This window comes from Pseudomonas sp. GW823-FHT06E10, from assembly GCF_058794995.1.
The window spans coordinates 125,092-145,996 of the sequence record NZ_JBXAHJ010000006.1; the positions used below are offsets into that span (position 1 = coordinate 125,092).

17 protein-coding genes are annotated in these 20,905 nt (G+C 59.1%); 16 read left to right on the top strand and 1 reads right to left on the bottom strand.

The features are described 5' to 3' along the window. The first annotated feature begins 48 nt into the window (after positions 1-48). From bamA to ispD, 15 genes are all read left to right on the top strand, one after another. Positions 49-2,424, top strand: a complete 2,376-nt coding sequence (gene bamA, locus AC1Q6Y_RS12020) for an outer membrane protein assembly factor BamA (RefSeq protein WP_057716169.1) — start codon at positions 49-51, stop codon at positions 2,422-2,424. A gap of 45 nt (positions 2,425-2,469) precedes the next feature. Further along, positions 2,470-2,973, top strand: coding sequence for an OmpH/Skp family outer membrane protein (locus AC1Q6Y_RS12025; protein WP_007990260.1), 504 nt, complete (start codon positions 2,470-2,472; stop codon positions 2,971-2,973). 2 nt (positions 2,974-2,975) lie between these two features. Next, positions 2,976-4,031 (top strand): UDP-3-O-(3-hydroxymyristoyl)glucosamine N-acyltransferase, encoded by a 1,056-nt coding sequence (lpxD, locus tag AC1Q6Y_RS12030; protein ID WP_090453388.1) that lies wholly within the window; start codon positions 2,976-2,978, stop codon positions 4,029-4,031. A 108-nt stretch (positions 4,032-4,139) separates the two neighbouring features. Continuing rightward, positions 4,140-4,580: a 3-hydroxyacyl-ACP dehydratase FabZ gene (gene fabZ / locus AC1Q6Y_RS12035; protein WP_007978374.1), complete on the top strand. Its 441-nt coding sequence runs from the start codon at positions 4,140-4,142 to the stop codon at positions 4,578-4,580. Continuing rightward, positions 4,577-5,353: an acyl-ACP--UDP-N-acetylglucosamine O-acyltransferase gene (gene lpxA / locus AC1Q6Y_RS12040; RefSeq protein ID WP_057716167.1), complete on the top strand. Its 777-nt coding sequence runs from the start codon at positions 4,577-4,579 to the stop codon at positions 5,351-5,353. The genes fabZ and lpxA overlap by 4 nt, the downstream gene beginning before the upstream one ends. A gap of 2 nt (positions 5,354-5,355) precedes the next feature. Beyond that, positions 5,356-6,486, top strand: coding sequence for a lipid-A-disaccharide synthase (lpxB, locus tag AC1Q6Y_RS12045; protein ID WP_090453390.1), 1,131 nt, complete (start codon positions 5,356-5,358; stop codon positions 6,484-6,486). An 11-nt stretch (positions 6,487-6,497) separates the two neighbouring features. Next, a complete protein-coding gene (gene rnhB, locus AC1Q6Y_RS12050) occupies positions 6,498-7,124 on the top strand; it encodes a ribonuclease HII (RefSeq protein WP_340316675.1) in 627 nt (208 codons plus the stop codon). A 76-nt stretch (positions 7,125-7,200) separates the two neighbouring features. Next, entirely contained in the window at positions 7,201-10,722 is a 3,522-nt protein-coding gene (dnaE, locus tag AC1Q6Y_RS12055) for a DNA polymerase III subunit alpha (protein WP_057716164.1), read from the top strand. A gap of 139 nt (positions 10,723-10,861) precedes the next feature. Beyond that, a complete protein-coding gene (locus AC1Q6Y_RS12060; protein WP_057716163.1) occupies positions 10,862-11,809 on the top strand; it encodes an acetyl-CoA carboxylase carboxyltransferase subunit alpha in 948 nt (315 codons plus the stop codon). Between the two features lie 133 nt (positions 11,810-11,942). Further along, on the top strand, positions 11,943-13,271 hold the full coding sequence (gene tilS / locus AC1Q6Y_RS12065; protein ID WP_492624620.1) for a tRNA lysidine(34) synthetase TilS: 1,329 nt from the start codon (positions 11,943-11,945) through the stop codon (positions 13,269-13,271). 274 nt (positions 13,272-13,545) lie between these two features. Next, a complete protein-coding gene (gene pyrG / locus AC1Q6Y_RS12070; RefSeq protein ID WP_057716161.1) occupies positions 13,546-15,177 on the top strand; it encodes a CTP synthase in 1,632 nt (543 codons plus the stop codon). Between the two features lie 5 nt (positions 15,178-15,182). Next, positions 15,183-16,028 carry a 3-deoxy-8-phosphooctulonate synthase gene (gene kdsA, locus AC1Q6Y_RS12075; protein WP_015093773.1) on the top strand — a complete coding sequence of 282 codons (846 nt, stop codon included), beginning with the start codon at positions 15,183-15,185 and terminating at the stop codon, positions 16,026-16,028. A gap of 156 nt (positions 16,029-16,184) precedes the next feature. Beyond that, entirely contained in the window at positions 16,185-17,474 is a 1,290-nt protein-coding gene (gene eno, locus AC1Q6Y_RS12080) for a phosphopyruvate hydratase (protein ID WP_008019783.1), read from the top strand. A gap of 169 nt (positions 17,475-17,643) precedes the next feature. After that, the gene (gene ftsB, locus AC1Q6Y_RS12085; RefSeq protein WP_007970710.1) at positions 17,644-17,922 is read left to right on the top strand and encodes a cell division protein FtsB; all 279 of its coding nucleotides are present in this window, start codon (positions 17,644-17,646) and stop codon (positions 17,920-17,922) included. Continuing rightward, positions 17,919-18,626, top strand: a complete 708-nt coding sequence (ispD, locus tag AC1Q6Y_RS12090; RefSeq protein WP_492624621.1) for a 2-C-methyl-D-erythritol 4-phosphate cytidylyltransferase — start codon at positions 17,919-17,921, stop codon at positions 18,624-18,626. The genes ftsB and ispD overlap by 4 nt, the downstream gene beginning before the upstream one ends. Positions 18,627-18,782: 156 nt before the next feature. Here the strand turns inward: ispD and AC1Q6Y_RS12095 are convergent, their stop codons facing one another. Then, positions 18,783-19,679: a LysR family transcriptional regulator gene (locus tag AC1Q6Y_RS12095; protein WP_340316466.1), complete on the bottom strand. Its 897-nt coding sequence runs from the start codon at positions 19,677-19,679 to the stop codon at positions 18,783-18,785. Between the two features lie 107 nt (positions 19,680-19,786). Here AC1Q6Y_RS12095 and AC1Q6Y_RS12100 point away from each other — a divergent pair, with 107 nt between their 5' ends. Then, entirely contained in the window at positions 19,787-20,899 is a 1,113-nt protein-coding gene (locus AC1Q6Y_RS12100) for an S-(hydroxymethyl)glutathione dehydrogenase/class III alcohol dehydrogenase (protein ID WP_015093777.1), read from the top strand. Positions 20,900-20,905 lie beyond the last annotated feature (6 nt).

Sequence of the window (20,905 nt, forward strand, 5' to 3'; positions counted from 1 at the left end):
CATTTTGCGGCAGTTTGTTTATTGCCAGTTGGAATAAGAAAGGACTTCATGAAACGTCTGCTGCTAACTGCGGTTCTCACCGTATTGATGATCGCCGAAGTTCACGCCGAGTCCTTCACTATCTCTGATATTCGCGTCAATGGCCTCCAGCGGGTCTCCGCGGGTAGCGTCTTTGGTGCTTTGCCGTTGAACGTCGGTGAACAGGCGGATGATCGTCGCCTGGTGGAATCCACTCGTGCGTTGTTCAAAACCGGTTTCTTTCAAGATATCCAGCTGGGCCGCGATGGCAACGTCCTGGTCATCACGGTAGTCGAGCGCCCGTCGGTCGCCAGTATCGAGATCGAAGGCAACAAGGCGATCTCTACCGAAGACCTGATGAAAGGCCTCAAGCAATCCGGTCTGGCCGAAGGCGAGATCTTCCAGCGTGCCACCCTCGAAGGTGTGCGTAACGAGCTGCAACGTCAGTACGTCGCCCAGGGTCGCTACTCGGCTACCGTCGACACCGAAGTGGTGCCGCAGCCGCGTAACCGCGTCGGCCTGAAGGTCAACATCAACGAAGGCACCGTTGCGGCTATCCAGCACATCAACGTGGTGGGCAACACGGTCTTCCCTGACGAAGACCTGATCGACCTGTTCGAACTCAAGACCACCAACTGGTTGTCGTTCTTCAAGAACGACGACAAGTACGCCCGTGAAAAGCTGTCCGGTGACCTGGAGCGCCTGCGTTCCTACTATCTGGACCGTGGCTACATCAACATGGATATCGCTTCGACTCAGGTCTCCATTACGCCAGACAAGAAACACGTCTACATCACCGTCAACGTCAACGAAGGCGAGAAGTACACCGTTCGTGACGTCAAGCTCAGCGGTGACCTGAAAGTCCCTGAAGACCAGATCAAGTCCCTGTTGCTGGTGCAAAAAGGCCAGGTGTTCTCGCGCAAGCTGATGACCACCACCTCCGAACTGATCACCCGTCGCCTGGGTAACGAGGGTTACACCTTCGCCAACGTCAACGGTGTGCCTCAACCGCACGACGAAGATCACACCGTAGACATCCTGTTCGCGGTCGATCCGGGCAAGCGTGCCTACGTGAACCGCATCAACTTCCGTGGCAACACCAAGTCCGAAGACGAAGTGCTGCGTCGTGAAATGCGTCAGATGGAAGGCGGCTGGGCTTCCACTTACCTGATCGACCAATCCAAGACCCGTCTTGAACGTCTGGGCTTCTTCAAGGAAGTCAACGTTGAGACTCCGGCCGTGCCGGGTGTCGATGACCAGGTGGACGTCAACTACAGCGTTGAAGAACAAGCCTCCGGTTCGATTACCGCCAGCGTCGGTTTCGCCCAGAGCGCCGGTCTGATCCTCGGTGGTTCGATCACCCAGAACAACTTCCTGGGTACCGGTAACAAGGTCAGCGTCGGCTTGACCAAAAGCGAATACCAGACCCGCTATAACTTCGGCTTTGTCGACCCCTACTGGACCGCCGATGGCGTGAGCCTGGGTTACAACGCGTTCTACCGCACGACTGACTATGACGAGCTCGATACTGACATCGCCAGCTACGCCGTAGACAGCCTGGGTGCAGGCGTGAGCGTTGGCTACCCGATCAGCGAGACTTCGCGTCTGACCTTTGGCCTGACGGCTCAGCAGGACGAGATCAAGACAGGTGTGTACACCGTTGACGAGATCTTCGACTTCGTTAACAAGGAAGGCGACAAGTACCTGAACTTCAAGGCTTCGGCCGGTTGGTCCGAGTCCACCCTGAACAAGGGTGTGCTCGCTACCCGTGGTCATTCCCAGAGCCTGGTGCTGGAATCCACGATTCCAGGCAGCGACCTGTCGTTCTTCAAGCTCGACTACCGTGGCCAGTTGTTCCAGCCATTGAGCGAGAACTACACCATGCGCCTGCACACCGAGCTGGGTTATGGCGATGGCTACGGGTCGACGGATGGCTTGCCATTCTATGAAAACTACTATGCTGGTGGTTTCAACTCGGTTCGTGGCTTCAAGGACAGCACCCTGGGGCCTCGCAGTACACCAAGTACCGGCAAGAACCCTGGTACAGCGGTCGACCCGGACCAGGATCCGCTGCCGTTCGGTGGTAACGTCCTGATCCAGGGTGGTGTGGAGGTTCTGTTCCCGCTGCCGTTCATCAAGGATCAACGCTCCCTGCGGACCTCGGTATTCTGGGATGTGGGTAACGTGTTCGATTCATCTTGCTCGGATACCACAAACGCGGATGGCTCGAAGTCCAACACCAAGTGCAACGATATCAGTCTGAGCAACATGGCCAGTTCCGTCGGTGTGGGTGTGACCTGGGTCACCGCACTGGGTCCTCTGAGTTTCGCCTTGGCCATGCCAGTCAAGAAACCGGATGACGCTGAAACTCAAGTGTTCCAATTCTCTCTCGGCCAGACGTTCTAAGCGTCTGACCCAAGATAACGACAATGAATTTTGTAGGGGTGCATCGTGCGTAAGTTGACTCAATTGGTTCTCCTGGCCAGCGTACTGGTCGCTGGTCCGGCGTTCGCCGACATGAAAATTGCTGTTCTGAACTATCAGATGGCTCTGCTGGAGTCCGATGCGGCCAAGAAATACGCCGTGGATGCCGAGAAGAAGTTCGGTCCTCAGCTGACCAAGCTCAAGACGCTGGAAAGCAGCGCCAAGGGCATTCAGGACCGTCTGATGGCCGGTGGCGACAAAATGCAGCAGGGCGAGCGCGAGCGTTTGGAGCTTGAATTCAAGCAAAAGGCCCGTGACTTCCAGTTCCAGTCCAAGGAACTGAACGAAGCCAAAGCCGTTGCCGACCGTGAAATGCTGAAGCAGCTCAAGCCGAAACTGGACAGCGCTGTGGAAGAAGTCATCAAGAAAGGTGCTTTTGACCTGGTCTTCGAGCGTGGCGCAGTGATTGATGTCAAGCCTCAGTACGACATCACTCGCCAGGTTATCGAGCGCATGAATCAGCTGAAGTAACTATGACAGCGACTATAAAGCTCGGCCAATTGGCCGAGTTCCTCGGCGCCACGCTACGTGGCGACCCGGAGAAAGAAATTACTGGGCTAGCCACTTTGCAAGAGGCTGGCCCAGCTCAGTTGAGCTTTCTCGCAAACCCTCAATACCGTAAGTACCTGGCAGATAGTCAGGCCGCAGCTCTGTTACTGAAGGCTGCTGATGCTGAAGGTTTTGCCGGTAATGCGCTGATGGTGCCTGATCCGTATCTGGCCTACGCGCGTGTTTCCCACCTGTTCGATCCAAAGCCGAAAGCGGCTGCCGGCATTCACCCGACAGCCGTTGTGGCCGAGGACGCGGTGGTTGACCCGGCTGCGAGTATTGGTGCCTTTGCGGTGATCGAAAGCGCGGCACGTATTGCTGCGGGTGTGACCATCGGTGCGCATTGCTTCATCGGTGCCCGTTGCGAAATTGGCGAAGGCGGCTGGCTGGCCCCGCGGGTCACGCTGTATCACGACGTGCGCATCGGCAAGCGTGTGGTCATTCAGTCAGGTGCCGTGCTCGGCGGCGAAGGTTTCGGTTTTGCCAATGAGAAAGGTGTCTGGCAGAAAATTGCCCAGATCGGTGGTGTGTTGGTCGGTGACGATGTGGAGATTGGCGTGAATACCGCTATCGACCGCGGCGCATTGGCCGATACCGTTCTCGGTAATGGTGTGAAGCTCGACAACCAGATCCAGATCGCCCACAACGTTCAGGTCGGTGATCACACCGCCATGGCCGCCTGCGTCGGGATCTCCGGCAGCACCAAAATCGGCAAGCATTGCATGCTCGCTGGCGGTGTAGGGCTGGTGGGGCATATCGAAATTTGCGACAACGTTTTCATCACCGGGATGACCATGGTGACCCACTCGATTACCGAAAAGGGTTCCTATTCTTCCGGTACGGCAATGCAGCCAGCAGCCGAATGGCGCAAAAGCGCGGCTCGCATCCGTCAGCTCGATGACATCGCGCGGCGCCTGCGACAGCTGGAAAAGCGTGTAGGGGAAGTGACCCCTGACGGTAATGCTTCATCAGATGGCTGATACCATTTCCATATCAAGTGTGCACAGCCGTTAGACGGCCTGCTTGATTTGCTAGAGGGGCGTGTGTCAGTCGCGCGCTCCCAATCTTTACATAGGCTTCCCCCCGAAATGATGGACATCAACGAGATTCGCGAATACCTGCCTCACCGTTACCCGTTCCTGCTGGTGGACCGGGTAGTGGAGCTGGATGTTGAAGGCAAGCGCATTCGCGCCTACAAGAATGTCAGCATCAACGAACCGTTCTTCAATGGTCACTTCCCTGCGCATCCAATCATGCCGGGCGTATTGATCATCGAGGCAATGGCTCAGGCTGCCGGGATCCTTGGTTTCAAAATGCTCGACGTGAAACCGGCTGACGGCACGCTCTATTACTTCGTCGGGTCCGACAAGCTGCGCTTCCGCCAGCCGGTTTTGCCGGGCGATCAGCTGATCCTTGAGGCCAAGTTCATCAGCTGCAAGCGTCAGATCTGGAAGTTCGAGTGCCAGGCTTCGGTCGATGGCAAGCCTGTCTGCTCGGCTGAAATCATCTGTGCGGAACGCAAGCTATGAGTTTGATTGACCCTCGTGCAATCATCGATCCGACAGCCGTTCTGGCTGACGGCGTCGAGGTCGGCCCGTGGTCGATCGTCGGCGCAGGTGTGGAAATCGGCGAGGGGACAGTCATCGGGCCACACGTGATTCTCAAGGGCCCGACCCGAATCGGTAAGCACAATCGCATCTACCAGTTTTCCTCGGTGGGCGAAGACACACCCGACCTGAAGTACAAGGGCGAGGAAACCCGCCTGGTGATCGGTGACCATAACGTCATCCGTGAAGGCGTGACGATTCACCGTGGCACCATCCAGGACCGCTCGGAAACGACCCTGGGCGACCACAATCTGATCATGGCCTATGCCCACATAGGCCACGACAGCGTTATCGGCAACCATTGCATCCTGGTGAACAACACCGCACTGGCGGGCCATGTGCATGTGGAAGACTGGGCGATCCTTTCCGGTTTTACCCTGGTTCACCAGTATTGCCACATTGGCGCCCACAGCTTTTCAGGTATGGGTACAGCGATCGGCAAGGATGTTCCTGCGTATGTCACGGTGTTCGGCAACCCTGCCGAAGCCCGGAGCATGAACTTCGAGGGCATGCGCCGTCGGGGCTTCAGCGAAGATGCGATCCACGCGCTGCGTCGTGCCTACAAGGTGGTGTACCGCCAGGGCCTGACCGTGGAGCAGGCGCTCGCCGAACTGGCGGAGCCTTCTGCGCAGTTCCCGGAAGTAGCGGTGTTCCGTGACTCCATCCAGTCTTCGACCCGCGGCATCACCCGCTAACCATGGCCAATCTGCGTATTGCGCTGGTAGCGGGTGAGGCTTCCGGTGACATTCTGGGTGCGGGTCTCATGCGCGCGCTCAAGGCTCGCCACCCGGCGGTCGAGTTCATCGGTGTCGGTGGTCCGTTGATGCAGGCTGAAGGCCTGACCTCGTATTTTCCGATGGAGCGTCTGTCCGTCATGGGCCTGGTGGAAGTGCTGGGCCGATTGCGCGAGTTGCTGGCTCGGCGCAAGAAGCTGGTCGCCGACCTGATCGACGCGAAACCCGATGTATTCATCGGTATCGACGCGCCGGACTTCAACCTCAATATCGAACTCAAGCTGCGCCAGGCCGGGATCAAGACGGTGCATTACGTCAGCCCGTCGGTTTGGGCCTGGCGGCAGAAACGTGTGCTGAAGATTCGCGAAGGCTGCGACCTGATGCTCACGCTGTTCCCGTTCGAAGCCAGATTCTACGAAGAGAAAGGCGTGCCGGTGCGTTTCGTCGGCCATACCCTGGCCGATGCCATTCCACTGCAGGCCGATCGCGCTGCTGCGCGGGCCGAACTCGGTTTGCCTGACGGGCCGCTGGTGGCGTTGATGCCAGGCAGCCGTGGCGGTGAAGTTGGCCGGCTCGGTTCATTGTTTCTCGATACGGCGCAGCGCCTGCGGGCGTTGCGCCCGGGGGTGCGGTTTGTCATGCCGTGCGCCAGTGCGCAACGTCGCGCACAGCTCGAAGAACTGTTGGCCGGTCGCGATCTGCCGCTGACCCTGCTCGACGGTCAATCTCATCTGGCCCTGGCAGCGTGCGATGCGGTGTTGATTGCCTCCGGTACCGCGACGCTTGAAGCGTTGCTGTACAAGCGACCGATGGTGGTCGCCTATCGCCTGGCGCCGCTGACGTTCTGGATTCTCAAGCGAATGGTGAAAAGCCCCTACATTTCGTTGCCGAACCTGTTGGCCCAACGTCTGTTGGTGCCCGAGTTGTTGCAGGACGATGCCACGGTCGAAGCGCTGGCCCAGACCTTGTCGCCACTGATCGAGGATGGGGAAGAGCAGACCCGCGGTTTTGACGAGATTCACCGGACCCTGCGTCTGGATGCCTCCAACCAGGCTGCGGACGCAGTGCTGAACCTGATCGGCCAAGTAAAATGAGTAAAACGAATATGCAGATGGGGCTGGATTTCACCTTGGTCGCTGAAATCGAAGAGTTGGTTGCCGGTGTCGATGAGGTGGGTCGCGGTCCGCTCTGTGGTGCGGTGGTGACAGCGGCGGTGATCCTCGATCCGAACCGCCCGATCCTCGGCCTGAATGACTCGAAGAAACTCACCGAAGCCCGTCGCGAAAAGCTCTACGACGAAATCTGCGAAAAAGCCCTGAGCTGGTGCATCGCTCGCGCCGAAGTCGAAGAAATCGACGAACTGAATATCCTGCACGCCACCATGTTGGCCATGCAGCGCGCGGTCGCCGGGCTGCACGTTCAGCCGAAGCTGGCGATGATCGACGGCAATCGTTGCCCGAAACTGCCGATGCGCTCCGAAGCCGTGGTCAAGGGCGATAGCAAGGTTCCAGCCATCGCCGCCGCATCGATTCTGGCCAAGGTCAGCCGTGATCGTGAAATGGCCGCGTTCGAATTGATCTACCCGGGTTACGGCATCGGCGGGCACAAAGGCTACCCGACCCCCGTTCATCTGGAAGCGCTGGCACGGCTTGGGCCGACCCCGATTCACCGGCGTTCGTTTGCCCCGGTGCGGCTGGCGTATGAGGCACGGGAAGGTCTCATCGAGAGTTAGTCGCGAGGCTGATGTTTTACTCAAGGCCCGGTACAATCCGGGCCTTGTTGTTTTCATGACTTAACGCAGGATCACTATGCCGGCTTCATTCGTTCACCTACGCCTGCACACTGAATACTCCCTGGTCGACGGTCTGGTGCGGATCAAGCCGCTGGTCAAGACCCTGGTGGGCATGAACATGCCTGCCGTGGCGGTCACCGACCAGAACAACATGTGTTCCCTGGTCAAATTCTATAAAAACGCCATGGGTGCCGGGATCAAGCCGATCTGCGGCGCCGACCTGTGGCTGTCGAACAAGGATCCGGACAACCCCCTGAGCCGGATCAGCCTGCTGGTGATGAACGCCGAAGGCTATCGCAACCTCACCGAGCTGATTTCCCGCGGCTTTATCGATGGTCAGCGCAACGGCGCGATCATCATCGAGCGCGAATGGGTTGCTGAAGCCAACTCGGGCTTGATCATGCTGTCGGCGGCCAAAGAAGGCGAGATCGGCCAGGCCATGCTCAGCGGCAACCCCGCCGAGGCCGAAACCCTGGCCCGCGAATGGATGGACGTGTTTCCGGATCGTTTCTATCTGGAAATCCAGCGCACCAACCGCCCCAATGATGAAGAACAACTGCACGGCGCCGTGGCCCTGGCCGAGAAGCTCGGTGCGCCGCTGGTGGCGACCAACGACGTGCGCTTCATCAAGCAGGAAGACTTCGCTGCCCATGAAACCCGCGTCTGCATCGGTGAAGGCCGCGCCCTCGACGATCCGCGGCGCTCGAAGAATTACAGCGATCAGCAGTATCTCAAAAGCGCCGAGGAAATGGCCGAGCTGTTCAGCGACATTCCCGAAGCGCTGGAAAACACCGTCGAGATCGCCAAGCGCTGCAACATTGAAGTGAAGCTGGGCACGCACTTCCTGCCCAACTTCCCGATCCCTGATGGCATGACCATCGACGAATACTTCCGCAAGGTGTCCTTCGACGGCCTGGAAGAGCGCCTTGCCGTTCTGCTGCCCAAGGACACCACCGAAGACTACGAGGCCAAGCGCCAGGTCTATGTCGACCGGCTGAATTTCGAGCTGGATATCATCATCCAGATGGGGTTCCCCGGTTACTTCCTGATCGTGATGGACTTTATCCAGTGGGCCAAGAACAACGGCGTACCGGTGGGTCCTGGCCGTGGATCGGGTGCCGGGTCGCTGGTGGCCTATGTGCAGAAGATCACCGACCTCGACCCGCTGGAATATGACCTGCTGTTCGAACGATTCCTCAACCCGGAACGGGTATCCATGCCCGACTTCGACGTCGACTTCTGCATGGACGGTCGCGACCGGGTAATCGACTACGTAGCCGAGAAGTACGGCCGCAACGCCGTGAGCCAGATCATCACCTTCGGTTCCATGGCGGCAAAGGCCGTGGTCCGCGACGTGGCGCGGGTGCAGGGCAAGTCCTATGGCCTGGCGGATCGTCTGTCGAAGATGATTCCGTTCGAAGTCGGTATGACCCTGGAAAAGGCCTATGAGCAGGAAGAGATCCTGCGCGATTTCATCAAGGTCGATGAAGAGGCCGCAGAAATCTGGGAGATGGCCCGCAAGCTCGAAGGCGTTGTGCGTAACGTCGGCAAGCACGCCGGTGGTGTGGTAATCGCCCCGACCAAGCTGACCGACTTCTCGCCGATCTATTGCGACGAAGCCGGTGATGGCCTGGTAACCCAGTTCGACAAGGATGACGTCGAGGCGGCCGGCCTGGTGAAGTTCGACTTCCTCGGCCTGCGGACCCTGACGATCATCGACTGGGCGCTGAAAACGATCAACCGCGACCGTGCCAAGGTCAACGAACCGCCGCTGGATATCGCGTTCATCCCGCTGGATGACAAACCGACCTACACCTTGCTGCAAAAAGCCGAAACCACGGCGGTGTTCCAGCTTGAATCCCGGGGCATGAAGGAGCTGATCAAAAAGCTCAAGCCCGACTGCCTGGAAGACTTGATCGCACTGGTGGCACTGTTCCGTCCGGGCCCGTTGCAATCGGGCATGGTGGACGACTTCATCAACCGTAAGCACGGTCGCGCCGAGCTGGCGTATCCGCACTCGGACTACCAGTACGAAGGCCTCAAGCCGGTACTGGCACCGACTTACGGCATCATCCTGTACCAGGAACAGGTGATGCAGATTGCCCAGGTCATGGCCGGTTACACCCTCGGTGGTGCGGACATGCTGCGTCGAGCCATGGGTAAGAAAAAACCCGAGGAAATGGCCAAGCAGCGCGGTGGCTTCATTGAAGGTTGCGCCACCAACAACATCGACGCGGACCTCGCCGGTAACATTTTCGACCTGGTGGAAAAATTCGCCGGTTACGGCTTCAACAAATCCCACTCCGCCGCCTATGGCCTGGTGTCGTACCAGACCGCATGGCTGAAGGCGCACTACCCGGCGCCGTTCATGGCCGCGGTACTCTCTGCGGATATGCACAACACCGACAAGGTCGTGACCTTGATCGAAGAAGTGCGGACGATGAAGCTGCGTCTCGACGCGCCGGACGTGAACACCTCCGAATTCAAGTTCACGGTGAACGACGAAGGCCGGATCATTTACGGCCTGGGCGCCATCAAGGGCGTGGGTGAAGGCCCGGTCGAGGCGATCACCGAAGCGCGTCTGGCCGGTCCGTTCAAGGATCTGTTCGATTTCTGCGCACGGGTCGACCTCAAGCGAATCAACAAGCGCACCCTCGACGGTTTGATCCGCAGCGGCGCCCTGGATCGCCTCGGGCCGTATTTCCACGACGAGCAGAAAGCCTACCAGGCCAACATCGACCGCAATCGCGCGGTGCTGCTGACGGCCATGGAAGAGGCGATCAAGGCGGCCGAACAGACCGCGCGCACCCAGGACAGCGGTCACTCCGACCTGTTTGGCGGTCTGTTTGTCGAAGAAGACGCCGACGTCTACGCCAATCACCGAAAGGCCAAGGAACTGACCCTCAAGGAGCGCCTGAAGGGGGAGAAAGATACCCTCGGCCTGTACCTGACCGGTCACCCGATCGACGAGTACGAAGGTGAAATCCGTCGCTTCGCCCGCCAGCGCATCATCGACCTGAAACCGGCGCGTGATACCCAGACCGTTGCCGGGATGATCATCGCCTTGCGGGTGATGAAGAACAAAAAGGGCGACAAGATGGGGTTCATCACCCTCGACGACCGCTCCGGACGGATCGAGGCCTCGCTGTTTTCCGAGGCGTTCCATTCCGCGCAGTCACTGTTGCAGACCGACGCGATGGTGGTGGTCGAAGGCGAGGTCAGCAACGACGACTTCTCCGGTGGCCTGAAGTTGCGGGTCAAGCGGGTGATGAGCATGGAGGATGCGCGCACCAATCTGGCCGAAAGCCTGCGCCTGAAGTTGCATACCAAGGACCTCAAGGGCGATCAGCTACGCTGGCTGGGTGAACTGTTGAAGCGTCACCGCGGCGCGTGCCCGATCACCTTGGACTACACCAGCCCCGATGCGAAGGCGTTGTTGCAGTTCGGCGAAGGCTGGCGAATCGATCCGGCGGATGCGTTGATTCAAGCCCTGCGTGACCAGTTCGGGCGAGACAACGTCTTCCTCCAATACCGTTGACGGTCAGTGCTATCAGATTGCCCTGACCTTGACCTGAATTTTTAATCTCGACCTCAACGCGCCTGTCCCTTAAGGTAGGGCGCGAATAGACAACCGGCCGGCCCAAGAACCCTTGGGACTCGACCCAAGACGGACGCCTATGAACCCGAATTTTCTAGATTTCGAACAGCCGATCGCCGACCTGCAAGCCAAGATCGAAGAGTTGCGCTTGGTCGGTAATGACAATTCGCTGAATATCGGCGATGAGATCTCCCGCCTGCAGGACAAGAGCAAAACGCTGACCGAAGACATCTTCGGCAAGCTGACCAGCTGGCAGATCGCACGTCTGGCGCGTCACCCGAAACGTCCGTATACCCTGGACTACATCGAACACATCTTCACCGAGTTCGACGAACTGCACGGTGACCGTCACTTCTCGGACGACGCTGCCATCGTTGGCGGTATTGCCCGTCTGGACGACAAGCCGGTGATGATCATCGGTCACCAGAAAGGCCGTGAAGTGCGCGAGAAAGTTCGCCGCAATTTCGGCATGCCGCGTCCGGAAGGCTACCGCAAGGCTTGCCGCCTGATGGAAATGGCCGAACGTTTCAAAATGCCGATCCTGACCTTCATCGACACTCCGGGCGCTTACCCTGGCATTGACGCTGAAGAGCGCAACCAGAGCGAAGCGATTGCCTGGAACCTGCGAGTGATGGCCCGCCTGAAAACCCCAATCATCGCCACCGTGATCGGTGAGGGTGGTTCCGGTGGTGCGCTGGCGATCGGCGTCTGCGACCAGTTGAACATGCTGCAATACTCCACCTATGCGGTGATTTCGCCGGAAGGTTGCGCTTCGATTCTGTGGAAAACCTCCGAGAAGGCACCGGATGCCGCAGAAGCGATGGGCATCACCGCCGAGCGCCTCAAAGGCCTGGGCATCGTGGACAAGGTGATTGGAGAGCCACTGGGCGGCGCGCACCGCGACCCGGCCGCCGCAGCCGCATCGATCCGCGCCGAGCTGAGCTCGCAACTGGCGATGCTGAAGAAGTTCGATAACGACGCGCTGCTCAAGCGCCGCTACGATCGACTGATGAGCTACGGTCTCTAAGCCGTACACGCAGTGCCCATGTGGGAGCGGGCTTGCTCGCGATGAGGGTATGACAGTCGACGAATCTGTTGAATGTCAGGCCGCTATCGCGAGCAAGCTCGCTCCCACATTTGATTTATGCAAGGTGATGGATATGAGTCGGTCCAATATTGATCTGCCCGCCAGACTCTTGTTGAATCTTGCCTCGTGGCGCAATGCTGCGACCTGGCGCATCGCCTTCTCCGGCGGCCTCGACTCCACTGTCCTGCTGCACCTTCTGGCAACACTCTCCCAAACCGAATCCCTGCCGGCGCTCAACGCCATCCATGTGCATCACGGCCTTCAAGCCGTAGCCGATGCGTGGCCGGAACATTGTCGTGCCGTGTGCGCTGCGCTGGGCGTGCCGCTGCAAGTGGTTCGCGTGCAGGTGCAACCGGGTGCCAGCCTTGAATGTGCAGCCCGGGATGCGCGGTATCACGCCTTCACTGAAGCCCTTCAGGCCAACGAAGTGCTGCTGACGGCCCAGCACCGCGACGATCAGGCGGAAACGCTGTTGTTTCGCTTGTTGCGCGGAGCGGGCGTGCGCGGGTTGTCCGGGATGCCGCGTCAGCGCCCTTTGGGCAAGGGGCATTTGCTGCGGCCAATGCTTGATGTCACGCGAGCTGAGTTGGAGGCTTATGCCAGTACGCATGGCTTGAGCTGGGTCGAAGATCCCTCGAACCAGGATCGGCAGTACTCGCGCAATTACCTTAGGCATCAAGTCTTGCCCGTGCTGATCCAACGCTGGCCGCAAGCGGTGGCGACCATGGCCCGCAGCGCGACGCATTTGAGTGAGGCGCAGGGACTGCTCGAAGAACTGGCGGACATGGATTTGCGTGAGGCCAGCTCTGCCAGTGAGTTTGCCTGGCTGGGCTTGCGGTCGCTTGAGCTGGCGCCGCTTGCGCAATTGTCTGATGCCCGGCAGCGCAACGCCTTGAGTCATTGGCTCGAACCGCTGACCCGCTTGCCGGACACTGACCATTGGTCGGGTTGGGAGGATTTGCGCGATGCCACCGGCGATGCCTGCCCGGTGTGGCGGCTGGCCGATGGCGAACTGCATCGGGCGGGCGGACGGATCTGGTGGCTGTCCGGCCACTGGCTGAGGCCTCTGCCCGGCGCCGGGGTGTGGCTGGATCCGGCTTCACCGCTGGCTATCCCGGGCAACGGCGTGCTTTCGCTGACCGGGCAAATCCCCGATGGCCCGCTGCATATCCGCTATCGTGAAGGGGGAGAGGTCATGGCATTGCCAGGCCGCGGCCATAGGGACCTGAAACGTTTGCTCAATGAAAGTGCTGTACCGTCCTTCGTACGCGGCAGATTGCCGCTGCTCTACAAAGACGGGCAACTGCTGGCGGTAGCGAACCTCAAGGGGCTCGATGGTGGTGCACTCGGCGACTGGCATTTGCATTGGCAGCCACTGAACGAAGATCAAGGTTTGAGCTGAAAGGGGCTTTCCGGTAGACTACGCTCCCTTCTTGATACAACTTCTGTGGATTCGCCTGAATTGCAGGAGTTGCCGATTACCAAGCAGTCTTTGCTGGGCGATTCCAAAAAATGTGTAGCGAGCAACGAACCGGTGTTTCATTTTCCGGTCTGTCCCAACGCGGCGGTTTTTTCGAAAGGTGCACTGTGATTAATGCAGGTGATCGGGGGCTTCGGCCTTCCTTCGCTTTCCCCGGCGGCTCGGACCGCTTTAACGCAGACTTCTAGGGTTTTTCATGACGCGCTACATATTCGTCACGGGCGGTGTTGTTTCTTCATTGGGGAAAGGCATTGCATCGGCATCATTGGCGGCCATCCTGGAGGCGCGGGGACTTAAGGTCACCATGCTGAAGCTGGACCCGTACATCAACGTCGACCCGGGCACGATGAGCCCGTTCCAGCACGGTGAAGTGTTCGTCACTCACGACGGCGCCGAGACCGACCTGGACCTGGGTCACTACGAGCGGTTCATCCGCACGACCATGACCCAGAACAACAACTTCACCACGGGCCGTGTCTACGAACACGTCCTGCGCAAGGAGCGCCGTGGTGACTACCTGGGTGCAACCATCCAGGTGATCCCGCACATCACCGACGAAATCAAGCGTCGCATCATCAAGGGGGCCGGCGACGCTGACGTGGCAATGGTCGAAATCGGTGGCACCGTGGGTGACATCGAGTCGCAACCGTTCCTGGAGGCGATCCGCCAACTGCGTTTCGAAGTCGGCGCCAAGCGCGCGATGCTGATGCACCTGACACTGGTGCCGTACATCGCCACTGCCGGCGAAACCAAGACCAAGCCTACCCAGCACTCGGTAAAGGAACTGCGTTCCATCGGCCTGCAACCAGACGTGCTGGTCTGCCGCTCCGACCACCCGATCGATGTGTCGTCGCGTCGCAAGATCGCGCAGTTCACCAATGTCGAAGAACGTGCGGTAATCGCGCTGGAAGACGCCGATACCATCTACAAGATCCCGGGTATCCTGCACTCCCAGGGCCTGGACGATTTCGTCGTCGAGCGTTTCGGCCTGCAATGCGGCGGTGCCGATCTGTCCGAGTGGGAAGCCGTGGTCGACGCCAAGCTCAACCCTGAGCACGAAGTCACCATCGCCATGGTCGGCAAGTACATGGAGCTGCTGGACGCCTACAAGTCGCTGATCGAAGCGATGAGTCACGCGGGCATCAGCAACCGTACCAAGGTCAACCTGCGCTACATCGATTCCGAAGACATCGAGAACCAGGGTACCGCGCTGCTCGAAGGCGTCGATGCCATCCTGGTACCGGGCGGCTTCGGTCTGCGTGGCGTTGAAGGCAAGATCACTGCCGTTCAATACGCTCGCGAAAACAAGGTTCCGTACCTGGGTATCTGCCTGGGCATGCAAGTGGCCGTTATCGAGTTCGCACGTAACGTGATGGGCTGGAAAGACGCCAACTCCACCGAGTTCGATCGTGCAAGCGGTCACCCGGTCGTGGGCCTGATCACCGAGTGGGAAGATGCCACCGGCGCCGTCGAAACCCGTACCGAAACCTCCGATCTGGGCGGCACCATGCGCCTGGGCGCGCAGGATTGCCTGCTGGAGCCGGGTTCCCTGGTCCACGGTTGCTACGGCAAGGACGTGATTGTCGAACGTCATCGTCATCGCTACGAAGTGAACAACAACCTGCTGCCGCAAATCATGGAAGCCGGTTTGAAAATCTCCGGTCGTTCCGGTGATGGCGCACTGGTTGAAGTGGTTGAAGCTCCGGATCACCCATGGTTCGTCGCTTGCCAGTTCCACCCTGAGTTCACCTCGACGCCACGCGACGGTCACCCGCTGTTCAGCGGTTTCGTCAAGGCCGCGTTGGCTCAACACCAGAAGAAGGCGTAACCCCGATGGCACAGAAGATCATCCGCGTCGGCGACATCGAGATTGCCAACGACAAGCCCATGGTGCTGTTCGGCGGCATGAACGTGCTGGAAAGCCGTGACATGGCCATGCAGGTTTGCGAAGAGTATGTGAAGGTCACCGAGAAGCTCGGTATCCCTTACGTGTTCAAGGCCAGTTTCGACAAGGCCAACCGGTCTTCTGTGACCTCCTATCGTGGTCCTGGCCTGGAAGAAGGCATGCGCATCTTCCAGGACATCAAGCAAGCCTTCGGCGTGCCGATCATCACCGACGTCCACGAGCCTGACCAGGCCGCGGTCGTCGCTGAAGTCTGCGACATCATCCAGTTGCCGGCATTCCTGTCGCGCCAGACCGACCTCGTGGTCGCGATGGCCAAAACGGGCGCCGTGATCAACATCAAGAAAGCCCAGTTCCTCGCCCCCCAGGAAATGAAGCACATCCTGAACAAGTGCGTGGAAGCGGGTAACGATCAGTTGATCCTCTGCGAGCGTGGTTCGAGCTTCGGCTACAACAACCTCGTCGTCGACATGCTCGGCTTCGGCATCATGAAGCAGTTCGAATACCCGGTGTTCTTCGATGTGACCCACGCGCTGCAAATGCCTGGTGGTCGCTCCGATTCCGCCGGCGGTCGTCGCGCCCAGGTCACCGACCTGGCAAAAGCCGGTATGAGCCAGTCGCTGGCCGGCCTGTTCCTGGAAGCCCACCCGGATCCGGACAACGCCAAGTGCGACGGTCCTTGCGCCTTGCGCCTGGACAAACTGGAGCCATTCCTGGCCCAGCTCAAAGCTTTGGACGAACTGGTGAAGAGTTTTCCGACGGTAGAAACCGCGTAATCCTCAATTCTCCGGTAAAGTACCGCACGATTTAACGCTCAGGCCCTCGGGCCTGAGCCTTGTCGTCTGCAAGACTGCCCGCTGCACCTCACTTGCCGACGATCAAAGATTTCCTACAGCTGCGTCGTTTTCGTCAACTTTGGAGTGTTTACAACAATGGCTAAAATCGTCGACATCAAAGGTCGTGAAGTTCTCGACTCCCGTGGCAATCCCACCGTGGAAGCGGACGTGCTTCTCGACAACGGCATCATCGGCAGTGCCTGCGCGCCGTCCGGTGCTTCCACTGGCTCGCGTGAGGCGCTCGAGCTGCGCGATGGCGACAAGAGCCGTTACCTGGGCAAGGGCGTTCTGAAGGCCGTAGCCAACATCAACGGTCCGATCCGCGACCTGTTGAAAGGCATGGACCCAAGCGACCAGAAAGCGCTCGATCTGGCAATGATCAAGCTCGACGGTACTGAAAACAAAGGTTCCCTGGGCGCCAACGCGATCCTCGCCGTTTCCCTGGCCGCGGCCAAGGCAGCAGCGCAGGACCAGGACCTGCCGCTGTACGCTCACATCGCCAACCTGAACGGCACCCCGGGTGTCTACTCGATGCCGGTTCCGATGATGAACATCATCAACGGCGGCGAGCACGCCGATAACAACGTCGACATCCAGGAATTCATGGTTCAGCCGGTTGGCGCCAAGTCTTTCTCGGAAGGTCTGCGCATGGGCACCGAGATTTTCCACCACCTCAAAGCCGTGCTGAAGGCCCGTGGCCTGAGCACTGCCGTCGGTGACGAAGGTGGTTTCGCGCCGAACCTGGCCTCCAACGAAGACGCTTTGAAAGTGATTTCCGAAGCTGTGGCCAACGCCGGTTACAAGCTGGGCACCGACGTGACCCTGGCCCTGGACTGCGCAGCCAGCGAATTCTACGAAGACGGCAAGTACAACCTGTCCGGCGAAGGCCAGGTGTTCACCGCCGAAGGTTTCGCTGACTACCTCAAAGGCCTGACCGAGCGTTACCCGATCATCTCCATCGAAGATGGCCTGGACGAGTCCGACTGGGCTGGCTGGAAGATCCTCACCGACAAGATCGGCGAGAAGACTCAGCTGGTAGGCGACGACCTGTTCGTTACCAACACCAAGATCCTGAAAGAAGGCATCGACAAGAAGATCGCCAACTCGATCCTGATCAAGTTCAACCAGATCGGCACCCTGACCGAAACCCTGGAAGCCATCCAGATGGCCAAGGCTGCCGGTTACACCGCAGTGATCTCGCACCGCTCCGGCGAAACCGAAGACTCGACCATTGCCGACCTGGCCGTGGGCACCTCGGCTGGCCAGATCAAGACCGGCTCCCTGTGCCGTTCCGACCGCGTTTCCAAGTACAACCAACTGCTGCGTATCGAAGAGCAGTTGAACGGCAAAGCCAAGTACAACGGTCGCGGCGAGTTCCGCGGTTAAGCGGTAACTGGTAAAAAGACACCGGATTGTGTCGGAAAAATCGCTACAGCGACGTTTTTGCCACTAATCTGATGCCTTATATGCACAAGCCTGGTTCTTCCAGGCTTCGTGCTATCAGAAGCTTCACGTTTGGCATGGCTGTCTTTTTTCACTGGATACCTGATATTCGATGCGCAGTCCCAATTGGTTGTTCCTCATCCTGCTTTTGTTGCTGGCTGGCCTGCAGTACCGCCTGTGGGTGGGAAATGGCAGTCTGGCGCAAGTGGCCGAGTTGACTCAGCAGATTGCGGATCAGCAGGCTGAGAACCAGGCATTGCTGGAACGCAACCGGGTGATGGACGCCGAGGTCAGTGAGTTGAAAAAGGGCATGGAGACCGTCGAAGAACGGGCTCGCCATGAGTTGGGTATGGTCAAGGACGGTGAAACCCTTTACCAGTTGGCCCAATGATTAATTCGTTACCGGCCTTCTGGGCCGTGATTCCTGCCGCGGGCGTCGGTGCCCGTATGGCTGCGGACCGTCCCAAGCAGTATCTGCAACTGGGCGGGCGCACTATTCTCGAACACAGCCTTGGCTGTTTCCTTGATCATCCATGCCTGAAAGGTTTGGTGGTCAGTGTTGCTGTAGACGATCCTTATTGGCCGAACCTGGCGTGTGCCAGTGATCCGCGTATTGCCCGGGTCGAGGGCGGCTCGGAGCGTTCCGGGTCGGTGCTCAATGCCTTGCTGCACCTGCATGCGCAGGGCGCTGATGATGAGGATTGGGTACTGGTTCACGATGCCGCACGGCCGAACCTCAGCCGTGACGATCTGGACAAATTGCTGGCTGAACTGGCTGACGATCCTGTCGGCGGGCTGCTGGCGGTTCCGGCGCGGGATACGCTCAAGCGGGTCGACAAGCACGGTCGTGTGGTCGAAACCGTGGATCGCAGTGTGATCTGGCAGGCCTACACGCCGCAGATGTTCCGCCTTGGGGCGCTGCATCGCGCACTGGCTGACAGCCTGGTGGCTGATGCTGTTGTGACCGACGAAGCGTCGGCGATGGAGTGGGCCGGTTCGGCGCCGCGCCTGGTCGAAGGGCGAGCCGACAACCTCAAGGTCACGCGTCCCGAGGACCTTGAGTGGTTGCGGCTGCGTTGGGCCAATCGTCACTGATTGATTTGGGTTCAGTGTTGTCCCCAATCGCGAGCAAGCTCGCTCCCACAGGGTTTGCTGGCGTTTGCAAGATTTGCGTTCGACCCCGCCCACTGTGGGAGCGAGCTTGCTCGCGATAGCGGTAGTCTGGGCACCGGCATCTTGCTGACACGCCAGCTAGCTTCGGTATTCCGGCCTTTCAGCCAATCCCTCTTTTAAAAAATCCACCAACTTGCGCACCTTCGGCGACAGATGCCGCTGCTGCGGATACAGCGCCCAAACCGCCGTGTTCGGCGGTTGATGCGCCTCCAGTAACGAAATCAACGCGCCGCTATTCAAATGTTCCAGCACGTAATAGTCCGGCAACTGACACAGCCCTACGCCTTGTAGCGCAGCATCCAGTACGGCTTGCCCACTGTTGCAGCGCCAGTTTCCTTGCACCCTTTGCGAAAACTCCCTCCCGTTCTGTTCAAGTTGCCAGAGGTCCGAGCTGCCGATGAGGCAGTTGTGGCGACTCAGCTCCGACAGGCTGTGCGGGCGACCGTAGCGTTCAATGTAGGAGGGTGATGCACAGAGAAACATGCGTCGCGGCGCGAGGCGGGTGGCGACCAGTCGTGAGTCCTGCAAGCGCCCGAGGCGAATCGCCAGGTCGAGGCCTTCGTGCACCAGGTCAAGCTGGCGATTGCTCAGTTCGATGTCGATCCGCAGTTGCGGATACAGCCCCATGAAGCGGGTCACCAGCGGCACGATGAAGCGCTCGCCGTAAGCCACGGCGCAGGTCATGCGCAGCATGCCCTTGGGTTCGCTGGTCAAATCGCCCACCGCGCGCAACGCCTCTTCGCGGCCATCCTGCAAGCGCTGACAATGTTGCAGGAAGGTTTGCCCGGCCTCGGTCAGCGTGACCCGGCGGGTGCTGCGGTAGAGCAGGCGGGTTTGCAGGCGCTCTTCGAGGCGTACGATTTGTCGACTGATATGGGAGGAAGAAACCCCCAGGCGTTGCGCGGCAGCGGTGAACTGGCTGCATTCGGCAACGGCGACAAACTCGTCGATCCCTTCCCAGCGATTTTCGGACATCAATGATTATCCCTGTATGGCAATAATATTTTGCATTTGCATCGATTATTCATCGTTGAGCCATGTATTACACTCCTTGTCTCGTTTTAATTCACTGGAGAATCACCATGATCAAGTCGCGCGCCGCCGTTGCCTTCGAGGCCAAGAAGCCCCTCGAAATCGTTGAAGTCGATGTCGCCATGCCCAAGGCCGGCGAAGTCTTGCTGCGTGTGGTGGCCTCCGGTGTTTGCCATACCGATGCCTACACACTGTCCGGCGCTGATCCGGAAGGCATCTTCCCGTCGATCCTCGGCCATGAAGGTGGTGCGATCGTGGAAGCGATCGGCGAGGGCGTGACCTCCGTTGCAGTCGGTGATCATGTGATCCCGCTGTACACCCCGGAATGCCGCCAGTGCAAATTCTGCCTGTCGGGAAAAACCAACCTCTGCCAGGCGATTCGCGCGACCCAGGGCAAAGGCTTGATGCCCGACGGTACTTCGCGTTTTTCCTACAAGGGCGAAACGATTTTCCACTACATGGGTACTTCCACGTTCTCCGAGTACACCGTGCTTCCGGAGATTTCCGTTGCGAAAATCGCCAAGGAAGCGCCACTGGAAAAAGTCTGCCTGCTGGGCTGCGGTGTCACTACCGGTATCGGTGCAGTGCTCAACACCGCCAAGGTGAAACCGGGTGATACGGTCGCCATTTTCGGTCTTGGCGGCATCGGTCTGTCGGCTGTTATCGGCGCCGTAAAAGCCAAGGCTGCCCGCATCATCGCCATCGACATCAACCCGGCCAAATTCGAGATTGCCAAGCAGCTGGGTGCAACCGACTGCGTGAACCCGAAAGACTTCGATCGTCCGATCCAGGAAGTCATCGTCGACATGACCGATGGCGGCGTGGATTTTTCCTTCGAGTGCATCGGTAACGTGCAACTGATGCGCGCCGCACTGGAGTGCTGCCACAAGGGTTGGGGGGAGTCGGTGATCATCGGCGTTGCCGGTGCCGGCCAGGAAATCTCGACCCGTCCGTTCCAGTTGGTCACCGGTCGCGTCTGGCGCGGTTCGGCGTTCGGCGGCGTGCGCGGTCGTACCGAGTTGCCAAGCTATGTGGAAATGGCCGAAACCGGCGAGATTCCGCTGGATACCTTCATCACCCACACCATGGGCCTGGAAGATATCAACAAGGCGTTTGACCTGATGCACGAAGGGAAAAGCATTCGCTCCGTCATCCATTTCTGAGGTCCG

Bases quoted from the DNA above. Each gene is read 5' to 3' on its own strand.
- bamA (WP_057716169.1), top strand. From the start codon at position 49: ATGAAACGTCTGCTGCTAACTGCGGTTCTCACCGTATTGATGATCGCC.
- lpxD (WP_090453388.1), top strand. From the start codon at position 2,976: ATGACAGCGACTATAAAGCTCGGCCAATTGGCCGAGTTCCTCGGCGCC.
- fabZ (WP_007978374.1), top strand. From the start codon at position 4,140: ATGATGGACATCAACGAGATTCGCGAATACCTGCCTCACCGTTACCCG.
- lpxA (WP_057716167.1), top strand. From the start codon at position 4,577: ATGAGTTTGATTGACCCTCGTGCAATCATCGATCCGACAGCCGTTCTG.
- lpxB (WP_090453390.1), top strand. From the start codon at position 5,356: ATGGCCAATCTGCGTATTGCGCTGGTAGCGGGTGAGGCTTCCGGTGAC.
- rnhB (WP_340316675.1), top strand. From the start codon at position 6,498: ATGCAGATGGGGCTGGATTTCACCTTGGTCGCTGAAATCGAAGAGTTG.
- dnaE (WP_057716164.1), top strand. From the start codon at position 7,201: ATGCCGGCTTCATTCGTTCACCTACGCCTGCACACTGAATACTCCCTG.
- AC1Q6Y_RS12060 (WP_057716163.1), top strand. From the start codon at position 10,862: ATGAACCCGAATTTTCTAGATTTCGAACAGCCGATCGCCGACCTGCAA.
- tilS (WP_492624620.1), top strand. From the start codon at position 11,943: ATGAGTCGGTCCAATATTGATCTGCCCGCCAGACTCTTGTTGAATCTT.
- pyrG (WP_057716161.1), top strand. From the start codon at position 13,546: ATGACGCGCTACATATTCGTCACGGGCGGTGTTGTTTCTTCATTGGGG.
- kdsA (WP_015093773.1), top strand. From the start codon at position 15,183: ATGGCACAGAAGATCATCCGCGTCGGCGACATCGAGATTGCCAACGAC.
- eno (WP_008019783.1), top strand. From the start codon at position 16,185: ATGGCTAAAATCGTCGACATCAAAGGTCGTGAAGTTCTCGACTCCCGT.
- ftsB (WP_007970710.1), top strand. From the start codon at position 17,644: ATGCGCAGTCCCAATTGGTTGTTCCTCATCCTGCTTTTGTTGCTGGCT.
- ispD (WP_492624621.1), top strand. From the start codon at position 17,919: ATGATTAATTCGTTACCGGCCTTCTGGGCCGTGATTCCTGCCGCGGGC.
- AC1Q6Y_RS12095 (WP_340316466.1), bottom strand. From the start codon at position 19,679: ATGTCCGAAAATCGCTGGGAAGGGATCGACGAGTTTGTCGCCGTTGCC.
- AC1Q6Y_RS12100 (WP_015093777.1), top strand. From the start codon at position 19,787: ATGATCAAGTCGCGCGCCGCCGTTGCCTTCGAGGCCAAGAAGCCCCTC.